This window comes from Photobacterium sp. Alg240-V54 (assembly GCF_900537155.1).
Lineage (GTDB): Bacteria > Pseudomonadota > Gammaproteobacteria > Enterobacterales > Vibrionaceae > Photobacterium.
The window spans coordinates 367,665-378,634 of record NZ_UNRL01000004.1 but is presented as its reverse complement, the minus strand read 5'-3'; the positions used below and the strand labels follow the sequence as shown (position 1 = coordinate 378,634).

General features: G+C 37.5%; 11 protein-coding genes and 1 pseudogene. 6 read left to right on the top strand and 6 right to left on the bottom strand.

Translation table 11 applies throughout. The features are described from left to right. The 4 genes and pseudogenes from G6R09_RS13435 to G6R09_RS13420 all read left to right on the top strand — a co-directional run. Nucleotides 1–698: pseudogene (locus G6R09_RS13435) on the top strand (ISNCY family transposase); the annotation flags it as partial. A 318-nt stretch (nucleotides 699–1,016) separates the two neighbouring features. Then, on the top strand, nucleotides 1,017–1,796 hold the full coding sequence (locus tag G6R09_RS13430; protein WP_163923010.1) for a winged helix-turn-helix domain-containing protein: 780 nt from the start codon (nucleotides 1,017–1,019) through the stop codon (nucleotides 1,794–1,796). Continuing rightward, the gene (locus G6R09_RS13425; RefSeq protein WP_065168856.1) at nucleotides 1,786–2,199 is read left to right on the top strand and encodes a hypothetical protein; all 414 of its coding nucleotides are present in this window, start codon (nucleotides 1,786–1,788) and stop codon (nucleotides 2,197–2,199) included. Before G6R09_RS13430 ends, G6R09_RS13425 begins: the two co-directional genes overlap by 11 nt. A 122-nt stretch (nucleotides 2,200–2,321) precedes the next feature. Further along, complete coding sequence (locus tag G6R09_RS13420; RefSeq protein WP_163923008.1) at nucleotides 2,322–2,567, top strand: hypothetical protein; 246 nt, start codon at nucleotides 2,322–2,324, stop codon at nucleotides 2,565–2,567. Between the two features lie 29 nt (nucleotides 2,568–2,596). Here the strand turns inward: G6R09_RS13420 and G6R09_RS13415 are convergent, their stop codons facing one another. The 3 genes from G6R09_RS13415 to matP all read right to left on the bottom strand — a co-directional run bounded on the left by G6R09_RS13415 (nucleotide 2,597) and on the right by matP (nucleotide 3,899). Beyond that, complete coding sequence (locus tag G6R09_RS13415) at nucleotides 2,597–3,001, bottom strand: PPC domain-containing DNA-binding protein (protein WP_163923005.1); 405 nt, start codon at nucleotides 2,999–3,001, stop codon at nucleotides 2,597–2,599. Nucleotides 3,002–3,066: 65 nt separating this feature from the next. Then, nucleotides 3,067–3,372, bottom strand: coding sequence for a DUF3634 family protein (locus tag G6R09_RS13410; protein ID WP_065168853.1), 306 nt, complete (start codon nucleotides 3,370–3,372; stop codon nucleotides 3,067–3,069). Nucleotides 3,373–3,437: 65 nt separating this feature from the next. Next, on the bottom strand, nucleotides 3,438–3,899 hold the full coding sequence (gene matP, locus G6R09_RS13405) for a macrodomain Ter protein MatP (protein WP_065168852.1): 462 nt from the start codon (nucleotides 3,897–3,899) through the stop codon (nucleotides 3,438–3,440). Nucleotides 3,900–4,094: 195 nt separating this feature from the next. Between matP and G6R09_RS13400 the strand changes: the two genes are divergently transcribed. Both G6R09_RS13400 and fabA read left to right on the top strand, forming a co-directional pair. Beyond that, nucleotides 4,095–5,810 (top strand): Lon protease family protein, encoded by a 1,716-nt coding sequence (locus G6R09_RS13400; protein ID WP_163923003.1) that lies wholly within the window; start codon nucleotides 4,095–4,097, stop codon nucleotides 5,808–5,810. Between the two features lie 68 nt (nucleotides 5,811–5,878). Next, on the top strand, nucleotides 5,879–6,394 hold the full coding sequence (gene fabA / locus G6R09_RS13395; RefSeq protein ID WP_045029019.1) for a 3-hydroxyacyl-[acyl-carrier-protein] dehydratase FabA: 516 nt from the start codon (nucleotides 5,879–5,881) through the stop codon (nucleotides 6,392–6,394). Nucleotides 6,395–6,684: 290 nt separating this feature from the next. Here fabA and rmf read toward each other — a convergent pair whose 3' ends face one another. From rmf to G6R09_RS13380, 3 genes are all read right to left on the bottom strand, one after another. Continuing rightward, the gene (gene rmf / locus G6R09_RS13390) at nucleotides 6,685–6,858 is read right to left on the bottom strand and encodes a ribosome modulation factor (RefSeq protein ID WP_036794667.1); all 174 of its coding nucleotides are present in this window, start codon (nucleotides 6,856–6,858) and stop codon (nucleotides 6,685–6,687) included. 171 nt (nucleotides 6,859–7,029) lie between these two features. Continuing rightward, entirely contained in the window at nucleotides 7,030–9,036 is a 2,007-nt protein-coding gene (locus G6R09_RS13385) for a DUF3466 family protein (RefSeq protein WP_163922999.1), read from the bottom strand. Between the two features lie 10 nt (nucleotides 9,037–9,046). Next, on the bottom strand, nucleotides 9,047–10,969 hold the full coding sequence (locus tag G6R09_RS13380; protein WP_065168849.1) for an ABC transporter ATP-binding protein: 1,923 nt from the start codon (nucleotides 10,967–10,969) through the stop codon (nucleotides 9,047–9,049). Between the last annotated feature and the right edge of the window lies 1 nt (nucleotide 10,970).

Sequence of the window (10,970 nt, the reverse complement as noted above, 5' to 3'; positions counted from 1 at the left end):
GCATCACTCAGTTTGGTCGTGTATTGCATGACTTAAACATTGAATTGATTTGCGCAAACAGCTCTCAAGCCAAAGGTCGTGTTGAACGTGCCAACAAGACCTTACAAGATCGCTTAGTCAAAGAAATGCGTTTACAACACATTGATAATATTGAACAAGCTAATGCGTGGCTCCCCGACTTTAYCACTGATTTTAACCAACGTTTTGCTAAAGCTGCTCAATATCCTAAAGATATGCATCGGCCATTACGTGAATCGACTGATGAATTACATGATATTTTTGTGTGGCAAGAACCAAGGAAATTATCAAAGTCACTGACATTTCAATACGACAAAGTTATCTATTTAATTGTTCCAACTGAAGAAAATCAACGACTTGTACATCAAGTTGTTAACGTTCTAGATCGCCCAGATGGCACCATCGCCATTCAATACGGCCATCGTAAATTAGAATTTAAAGTGTTTGATAAGCTCGAAGATGTTGACCAAGGTCAGGTGGTCGATAATAAACGTTTGGGCGCAGTATTGAAATTTGCCCAGGCGAAACAGCAACAATATGACCAACAACAAACACGTAGTCGCAGTAAAAAAGCCCCCAAACGAACCGCTCAACAACGGGCAATTCGTCAACTTGAAGCCATCAATCCTGTGTTAGTTCACCCAGAACAATTTAAACCCAGTACCAGAAAAAAGCCGTGACTTCCCTACTTTATTCTTCCTTTTTTACTCTACTTTCGTTGATTTGATTTATTCGCCACCATACCTTCATTAAAGAAAAAAGTAATACCTAAACGCTTAAATTCAAGGCAATAAGGTATAGTTAACTTAAATATTGTTCCTAAAAGCCATGCAATCTATCGTGTTAATATCGATTTTATGATAGTTATACTTGTTTCACAATTGCATATTTAGCTGTTTTGTATAAAATACTAAGACGCTTTATCCATTTTCGGTATGGTGTATTTGATGACAATTTGGCTATCGCTTTATAGCTAAAACTGATAGATAAGAATTAAAATGAACGATGAAGTAAACGACGATTGTAAACGCATTGGGCGTTTCGATGTCGATTTTGCACGTAGGACCATAACGCGAATTAGTGACGGCGCTTTTATTAAAGCCTCACGATCAGAAACCTTAATTTTTACTCTTCTTGCTGAAAAAGCAAATAATACAATATATAGAGAAGTATTATTAGCTGAATGCTGGCAAGGGAAAGTTGTGACCAACAATTCTTTAACTGTCGCAATCAAAAACTTACGTACAGCTTTTGTAAAAATTGGTGAGCATAAAATAATAACTACAGAGCCAAAACTAGGTTATTGTATTAGACAATCAGCACTTATTGATGATGGTTCTCACCCGCCTAAAAGTAATGACATTATTAGTGATGAGAATGTTGTTCAGCCAATTCTACTAAAAGAAGAAACAGATAATAAGCAGTCATTAAGCTTATCAAATAAAGAAAAAACAGACATATCACGCACATGTAATATTAGCTTGTTTGAGATTATTGTTGGAATTCTATTTTTCTTTGCAACATTAACAATGTGTTATCGTTTCTTATTTTTCATGGATACCACTTCTGTTGAGGGGTTGCCAGTTATTTATAATGGCATTGATTTACCCAAACCAGTTCAAAATGCTATCTTACAGAATGATAACAGTAGCATAAGCAGATGGTATGCGTTCCCTATTAGTAAATCATGTAATTACTACCAATTATTTAGTGTAAGTAATGGTCAATTTATTAATTACTCACCTACTATTAAGCAGGAAATTTGCAGTGTTAAATAAAGCGCTTATTGGTATTGTTAGTGCGATTGTATTTTTAATGATACAGGCAATAATAAGCTCCGTTAATACCAAAGCTTCATATGAATTTTCAGTAACAAATACCATTGAATTAAAAGAGACATTAAAAATAACATTGAATGATGGTCATGCATCAATGTTATTTTTACAGAGTGAAAAAAATGCTTACCCTAGCCGCTTTAATGGCTTATTTTTACGCTTTCAGAATCATTATTTTTTATTAGGTATTGAGCATATAGGTAAAAATAATTCTCAGCTAATGTTTAATAGTTTTTTTATTGATTCACTACGCACAGGTAATGCTATTTATATATCTGGAGCCTCTTCTTTTTGCGATGATAATAACGCCCCTAATGTATTATTAGGCAAAAGAATAGTTAATTAAATAGTAAGAGCCATTTGATATGGCTTTTAATTTACACAAGCAACAAAGTTATAGTGCGCTAGAATAAATGGTTCACTCATTACCATCTAATTGATATTATTAGTATTCAATTAGGAGTATTTATGGCAATTACTATTAGAGATATCGATCAGCATTACTATATGATTGAAGCATTAAAATCTCTGACAGAAACAAACGTAACAACAAAAGCATTAATTAAAGGTGGTTATTTAGCTGTTGAAATAGGTGGAAAATTAGAACAAGAGACTATTCGACGCCAACAAGCAGAAAAAGAACTTATTGAATTAAAAGAAAAAATTTCTTCATTCATTAATAGCAAAGAAGAATTAATAAAATCTATTCGATAATAATATAGCCCAGGGCAATTACTCTTGGGCTAATTATTTTTATCACTTATAACCAACTCATCAAACCCAGTTTGAGGGTCATAGTCTCGAGAGAATATTATATTGTTAAACGCGACCATACATAGTTCAGCAGTATAAGAAACAATACAACCAGGCATCAGATGTCCTCCATAAACATTCCCTTCCCTATCTGCAACTGAAATATGGACATGAATATGTTGAGGAGTTAATGTTCCGGATAACGTTATAATCTCTAAGGGACCGGTTATATTAAGCGTGTTGTTCTCATTAGCTAATCGAATATTAGCGTGCGATAAACATCCAACACCTGTTAATAATGATCCCGCTTGAATACTATTTACTTTAACAAGCTCTAGTAGCGAATTGCGTAAATCATCCCCTTTGACTAATCGTTTTGCATAAGGCGTTATCATGATGTCCTTTTATATAAATAAAAACGTTACCTATAAAGGTAACGTTTCATTGTTAAATACATTAATTATGCTCTTTTTCCGCGTTTTGGTGTAGGGGTGCTATGTGGAAAAACATTTTTAATACGTTGTTTTACTTTATTTGGAATTGTTTTTGAAAAATCAAACTTGGTCGCAAATCGTGTTTTATATACTTTAATTCGCCCAGAAAATGGTTCTTTATGGGCAATTTCTCGACAAGATTTCTGAAATCCCGTTGGTACTTGTCCTTTTGATTTAATAAGTTCACCTTCTTTAAACTCGAGTACCATTATTGGTCGATCCTTGAACACAAGAAAAACAACCACAATAGCCAATAAAAGAACATATTCCATTACACACTCCCTAGTAATCAAATTGAGCTGAAAGAGAAGTACCAACGACTAAATCAAAAAGTATTTTACTCAAAAGAATCTGAATTAAGTAGTTGGTTAAGATCATTTTTCAAATCAGATACTTTTTGGCTGGCTTGTTCTGTACGAGAACTTTCGCTAATCAAGTATTCAATAGTATCTGATAATGTTGAACCTAACTCTTGCGATTTTTCTGCTAACTTTTCCCAAACTCGGTAATCTAAATCAATAGATTTCTTTCTTGTATGCTTCTGCTCGGAGTTAAAATGTCGCTTTCGTTTAGCGCGAATAGCTTGTTTTAGTTTATTCTCTAAAGCATTGGCCATATTATTATCAATCCACTCGATAACTTTGGTTGGCTCATGCTCAAGATCAAGTAATATTTTTACTGCACCCTCTGCCTCACTTTGATCTACAAAGCTTGTTATTGCCTCTCCTTCTTTCCATTTTTTAACCAAATAAGTCCATTTCCAACCTGCTTCAAGGTTCTCAAGTTGCTGATATTTCATAGGATTGATAATTCTCAAACGATTTAGACTGATTGTTACAGTGTAACTCTAGAGCGGTAAAATAACAATCTCTTCCCTCAATATTAAATAACCTTAATATTGAAATTTAAATATAGACGATAAGTGTCTATTATGAGCCCTTTGATTGCTTTATACTGCACATCTTTTCACAGTAACAATAGAAATCATAAATTTATGCATGAAGAATCTTGGCGTAACATGTTTCCTGATTACAGCCCATATCAGCACGTTTTAGATCAATATGATGATTTAAACCCTACTCTGGTTGGCATTCTCCAATCTCGCCTATCAGATGCAGTACGCCGCTTCACCGCGATGAATTTACAGCCACGCATTCTACGCATTACGGCTTCCGATAACACCTTATATCGTGATTACATTATTGAATTGCTAAAAAAAAGCATTAACAAATCAAGCAATAATAATGAAGATACCGTAGAACAGCCGATCATCATTGCAGGTGACAACGTCACTCATGAGAAGCTTTTTGGCGCAGTCTACCCAGCTAAAAGCGGTGAAACGCAACCTCAATTAAAACATGGTCTCTTACATCAAGCTCATAACGGTTATCTTGTTTTATCGATTACTGCAATTTTAAGTGATCCAAGCTTGTGGCCACAATTAAAAAATGTATTAACGGATGGTCAACTTGAATGGCGTCCAATATCAAATAAACATCTTTATAACCTACCTGCATCAGAAAGCGTTAACGTAAAGCTTATAATCATTGGTGAGCGTTACCTAATGGCTGAACTTGATACTGCAGAGCCTGATTTAAGTGACGGCTTGGCAATGTATGGTGAGTTTGAACAAGATTTATTGCTAAACGAAGCAACGCTAACAGATTACTTAAGCTATATTAAAGGCATTGGTCACCACTATGGTTTACCACCACTTGCTGATTCTGATGCTATTCACGCCATATTACAGGCGGGTGCTCGCCATGCAGAAGATCAGACACGGCTGCCTTTATGCCCATTATGGCATTTGAATTTACTTTCAGAAGCGGCTGTCGAATCTGAAGGCGCTTCAATCACTGCGCAACATATTAAAGATTCACTAAGAGCAAAAGAGTATCGCGAATCATATTTACCAGAGCGTGCTATTGCCGATATCCATCATGGCCAAGTTTTAATTGCCACTGAAGGTGAAGAAATAGGACAAGTAAATGGCTTAACCGTCGTTGAAATGCCTGGTCACCCAAGCGCTTATGGTGAACCAGCTCGTATTTCTTGTGTGGTTCACTTTGGCGATGGCGATATTGCCGATGTTGAACGAAAAGTTGAGCTGGGTGGCAATATTCACGCAAAAGGCATGATGATTATGCAAGCTTTTGTTGCTACAGCACTAGATTTAGACCAAGCGCTTCCCTATTCAGCCTCTATTGTTTTTGAACAATCATATTCTGAAGTCGATGGTGACAGTGCATCGCTTGCTGAACTTTGTGCGCTTATGTCTGCACTATCATCACAACCTATCAATCAAGAAGTTGCGGTTACTGGTGCGGTAGATCAATTTGGTCGTGTACAAGCCGTTGGCGGTATCAATCAGAAGATTGAAGGATTCTATAAGGTTTGTGTTCATCGAGGCCTTACTGGCAATCAAGGCGTTATTTTACCGCACACAAATCTATCAAGTTTGTGTTTAAACGATGAAGTGATTGAAGCAATTAAAGCAAAACAATTCCATGTATGGCCTGTAAATAATGTTGATGAAGCCATTCCTCTTCTTACAAACAAACCTTTCCGTAGTGAAAATGAAGATGATGAAACTATCCTCTCTTTAATTGAGGAACGTATTGATTATTTCCATCATGGTGATCTTTCTAACGAAGTTGGTATTGTTAATCGAATGAGATTTGCTATTTCTAACTGGTTGGGCCAGAACTGATCCGAGTTGTTTAGCGTACACGTGTAAGCTAAATTGCTAGCATACTTTTGAAGGAGTAAATGATTCTAATGACACGCCAGAATTCTTATACACACGAAGAACTAGTTGCATGTGGTAAAAGCGAACTATACGGTCCTGAATTTCCATCACTACCAGTAGATAATATGCTGATGATTGACCGTGTTGTTAATATCTCTGCAGAAGGTGGAGACCACGGCAAAGGTTTTATCCATGCGGAATTAGATATCAATCCTGATCTATGGTTCTTCAACTGCCATTTCATTGGTGACCCAGTTATGCCTGGTTGCCTTGGCCTTGATGCGATGTGGCAACTTGTTGGTTTCTTCCTTGGTTGGTCAGGCGGCGAAGGCAAAGGTCGTGCACTTGGTGTAGGTGAAGTTAAATTCACGGGTCAAGTATTACCAACAGCAAAAAAAGTAACTTACGATATTCAGCTTAAACGTGTTATCAACCGTAAACTTATTATGGGTGTTGCTGATGGCCGCGTACTTGTTGACGGTAAAGAAATCTACGTTGCTAAAGATCTTAAAGTAGGTCTGTTTAAAGATACTGACAACTTTTAAGCTTTTTACAATTTAAATACTCAAGCTCTGAAGCTCGCTTCAGGGCTTTTTTTTATCTTATATTTTATTTATCCACCAGCAAAAGCTGTGAAATATAAACACTAACTACTTTTTTATAATTACCATCTTATCTAAAGTATGAAGTGCTAAATAACAAGAAAAGATTGCATTTTACGCAGAGCAAATAACGCACATCTTATTAATATGATAGCAATCATCATAAAATATTTGAAATAAAAAGCCCCTTCTCCTAAGGGGCATCAGAAAGGTTAACCATGAGGGAGGTTATCTTATTTATAGAGACCTTGTTGCATTTCCTCTCTTGCGTCTCGCCAACCGCCTAACCAATTCGTACGGGCGTCTGTACCGTTGTACGGACAATCATCTGTAGAACGGCCATTCAAACCGGCTTGATAACCTCGAGCTTGTGCGCGTTCTAAACGATCCCGCTTTTGTCTCTTCATAGTTCGATCCTCATTCCTTATCTGTTTGGTACTTTCATTACAATAAAGTAATGCAGGAGTGTGTTAACTCCTTTATTAAAAATGGGTCAGATTTCGAAATTGATCAAGCCTAAAAACAAAACGGGCTCACAAATTGTGAGCCCGTTGCAATTAAACAATTTAATTATTAAATTATTTTCTTCTTCTGAAACCAATAAAGCCTAGTGCTGTCAAAGCTAAAATGCCTAGAGAACCACCAGAGCGCTTATAAGGTTTATCTTCATCTTTTGCACGAGGTTGAATGACGGCATCAGTATTTTTAGGAACTAATTTAACAACAACTTGTTGTTCATCACCATTACAAGATGCAAGTTTACTTAGGTTCTCATAACCACCAGCACAATAGAATGCCGTCGCTGAAATTACACCGGCATCATTAATGCCAGTTGCGCTCTCAATACGGTATGAGTTGGCAATAGAGTTAGCAGCACCACCATCATTGGTTAAATCATCAAGCATCCAAGCTCCACCCGTCGTTAACGGACCTTGAACTGCACCGTTGATATAAGTAAAGGCACGATGACGCGCTTCTGCACCATTACTTGCTTCAACATCAACCCAACCGACAACTTGACCATTATTATTGATTGCAGCAGCATTACTGTTTGAGTCTTTAAAAAACAGTGACGGTGCTAGTTGATCAAAGAACTTAGCAGAGCTATCACCTACCTTAAAGATAAATGCACGTTGTGGTTTTGTGCCGTTACCTTTTGCATCACCAACAATCACAGAATGACTATTAACACCATTTGCCATCGTATAAGTAAAATCACGATCATCACCTGGCTTAATATCCAAACCAGGAATTAAAGTACGTTTCCATGACGTTAAATCAGCAGACGCTGTAAAATATGCGGCCTGCATTGCATAGAAGTCGTCTCTAACATCTGCAGTAGAGTAACCTACAGCAATAGGAGTATCGTCACCCTTTAGTGCAACAGCTTGTGCCGATGCTTGGAATGATAACGAATCATTGTCTTTATCAATTACAGCTAAACCAGCACGATTATTATCACTACCAGCCGTAATTGCACTAGCTGCTACCGATGTCTTGGTACCATTAGCATCAACGATCCAAAATGCAGCTTCGTTGGCAAATGTACTAAATTGACATTCCCAATTAGCGTATAGATTATTAGATGGACTAATAGCACATTGCTTAAGTCTGTTAAAATCTAAATCTTTTGGGCTATTTTTTAAAATATCATCTTCGTTTGGTAATTTATTCGTATCTTCACGAAATTTACCATCGCGATCTTGAGCATAAAAACTTGGCGCATAAGATGATGAACCTACAACAAGTAGATTACCATCCTTCATAGCAACAGCATCATTCGCTTGAGTTTGTCCCATATTTGAAACAAGTTCATTTGATGTCGTTACAGGTGCTAATTGAACAGATTTATCATTTACATTAACAAAACCACGCTTGCTAAATGCTCTTGGCTTACCACCTGTTACATTTTCAAATAGTGATGATGACGTAATACCATAAACAAAATCAGTCCCTACAGTGCCCTTTACAAGAGTATCTGTAGTGTTTGCAATAATATGACCAAGATTATCTTTCTGCGTGCCATCATACTTTGCATCATCTTCAGCAAAAGTATTTACTGGCGCACCATCAACCAAACCTTGAGTATTAGAATGGTAACCATTGATCCAAGATGCTTGTTTTTTCTGTAAGCCACCTAAACCTTGACCATTCCATTCATCATTTTCAGAGTAGTCACGTCCAAAAAACTGATTATCAGCCCAAATATCACAAATCCCATAACCAAGGTTGTTTTCACAATAGTAGCGTAATTGAGATTGCGTCGTTATGTCTTGGCTATTTTGATTGTACGGTGTGGTATCTGCGATCGGTGTACCTTCTGTACCACGACTTGCTTTACTCGTCACTTTATACGCTTCAGTTGTACAATCTTCTGTAAAACAGCTTGCATCAGTACCTGAGTCTTGAATGCCAGTACTTGAATATACAAGTGGAGCACCAGATTGCGCATTATCAAAATAAGGCTGATCTTTTAATGTACTATTCTGATCAACAGGTACAACCGTATACACAGCAGCATTGGCTTGTGAGGCACCAGCAATTAAAATCGCAAGTGTAGAAAGCTTTAAAATCTTATTTGGCATTAGGGTTCCTTTACATCGCGTCCAGTTCTTCCCATCGTTCAAATGCTACTTCAAACTCTTGTTCTAACTTAGCTAAAGCTGTTAGCGTCGCTTGAGTATCATTCTTCGGATCCGAGAAGAACGCAGGATCATTAACTTGTTCCTGCAATTTTGCGATTTCATTTTCTAAGTCTTCAATTTTTTGCGGTAAAGCAGCTAGCTCATGTTGAAGTGTAAAAGATAACTTCTTACCTGCACGTTTAGGTGTCGCTTGTTGCTGTTTCTGTTCTTGATCAGCTTTTTTCTTTTTTGCTAATTCAATTTGAGCAGCCTGCTCTTTAGCTTGATTGGCATAAGAATTAGCACGCTGAGATTGAGCATCATGGTAACCGCCAATGTATTCGTTAACAACGCCATCGCCTTCAAAAATCCAGCTCGTAGTCACAGTATTATCAACAAATTGACGATCGTGGCTTACTAAAAGTAATGTTCCTTGATAATTGGCAAGAATATCTTCTAAAAGTTCCAATGTTTCGATATCTAAATCGTTTGTTGGTTCATCGAGTACCAATAGATTATTAGGTTTAAGGAACAATTTCGCCAATAACAAACGGTTTTTCTCGCCACCTGATAACGCTTTAACCGGTGTACGAGCACGACGTGGGTGGAATAAGAAATCCTGTAAGTAACCTAATGCATGACGTGTCTTGCCGTTAATCGTCACTTCTTGCTTACCGTCAGCAAGGTTATCCATTACCGTTTTCTCTGGATCGAGAATTTCACGGTATTGGTCAAAGTAAGCTACTTCTAATTTAGTACCACAGTGAAAGTCACCTTCTGTTGCTTGTAATTTATCAAGCATCACTTTAATTAGTGTACTCTTACCACAGCCGTTAGGACCAATTAATGCAATACGATCGCCACGCATAACATTAAAACTAAAGTCTTTAACGATTTGCTTATCACCGTAACTATAACCGATATTTTTAGCTTCAAAGACAATCTTACCTGAACGGTTAGCATCTTGTAGCTGCATATCTGCCTTACCGACAACGTCACGACGCTCACTACGTTCATTACGTAATGCTTTAAGTGCACGTACACGACCTTCATTACGGGTACGACGAGCTTTGATACCTTGACGGATCCAAACTTCTTCTTGTGCAAGTTTCTTATCAAATAATGCGTTTTGCTCTTCTTCTACGCGAAGTAATTCAGCTTTTGCGTCTAAGTAACCTTCATAGTCACCTGGGAAAGACACTAATTGACCACGATCTAAGTCAATAATACGTGTTGCCATTGAACGAATGAATGCACGGTCGTGAGAAATAAAGATAATTGAACCGCGGAAATCTTTAAGGAAACCTTCTAGCCATTCAATGGTCGTCACGTCAAGGTGGTTCGTAGGCTCATCCAATAATAGAATATCAGGATCACATACAAGCGCACGCGCAAGTGCTGCTTTACGTTGCCAACCACCAGACAGGTCGGTTAACAAAGTATGTGGTTCTAGTTTTAAACTTTCTAGTACTGCGGCAATACGTGTATCAAGCTGCCAACCATTATGATGATCAACTTGTTCTTGAATGCGTGCGAGCTTATTAATGTTTGCTTCACTAGGATCTTCTGTCACCAAATCTAGCTGGTGATGATATTCACGCAATACACGACCTGCGTCAGCAAGGCCTTCAGCAACATAATCAAATACAGAACCTTCAGCATTACGCGGTGGATCTTGTTCTAAGCGTGAAACCACCAGCTCGTTTTGACGTTGAATGCTACCGTCATCAAGTAATACCTCACCAGCAATCACTTTCATTAATGTCGATTTGCCTGCGCCATTACGGCCAACAAGACAAACACGTTCATGAGAATGAAGAAGAAATTCTGCTTTATCAAGTAAAGCATGATCGCCATAGGCCAGTTGGGCGTTACTGATTTTAATTAGTGCCATC

Bases quoted from the DNA above. Each gene is read 5' to 3' on its own strand.
- G6R09_RS13430 (WP_163923010.1), top strand. From the start codon at position 1,017: ATGAACGATGAAGTAAACGACGATTGTAAACGCATTGGGCGTTTCGAT.
- G6R09_RS13420 (WP_163923008.1), top strand. From the start codon at position 2,322: ATGGCAATTACTATTAGAGATATCGATCAGCATTACTATATGATTGAA.
- G6R09_RS13415 (WP_163923005.1), bottom strand. From the start codon at position 3,001: ATGATAACGCCTTATGCAAAACGATTAGTCAAAGGGGATGATTTACGC.
- G6R09_RS13410 (WP_065168853.1), bottom strand. From the start codon at position 3,372: ATGGAATATGTTCTTTTATTGGCTATTGTGGTTGTTTTTCTTGTGTTC.
- matP (WP_065168852.1), bottom strand. From the start codon at position 3,899: ATGAAATATCAGCAACTTGAGAACCTTGAAGCAGGTTGGAAATGGACT.
- G6R09_RS13400 (WP_163923003.1), top strand. From the start codon at position 4,095: ATGCATGAAGAATCTTGGCGTAACATGTTTCCTGATTACAGCCCATAT.
- fabA (WP_045029019.1), top strand. From the start codon at position 5,879: ATGACACGCCAGAATTCTTATACACACGAAGAACTAGTTGCATGTGGT.
- rmf (WP_036794667.1), bottom strand. From the start codon at position 6,858: ATGAAGAGACAAAAGCGGGATCGTTTAGAACGCGCACAAGCTCGAGGT.
- G6R09_RS13385 (WP_163922999.1), bottom strand. From the start codon at position 9,036: ATGCCAAATAAGATTTTAAAGCTTTCTACACTTGCGATTTTAATTGCT.
- G6R09_RS13380 (WP_065168849.1), bottom strand. From the start codon at position 10,969: ATGGCACTAATTAAAATCAGTAACGCCCAACTGGCCTATGGCGATCAT.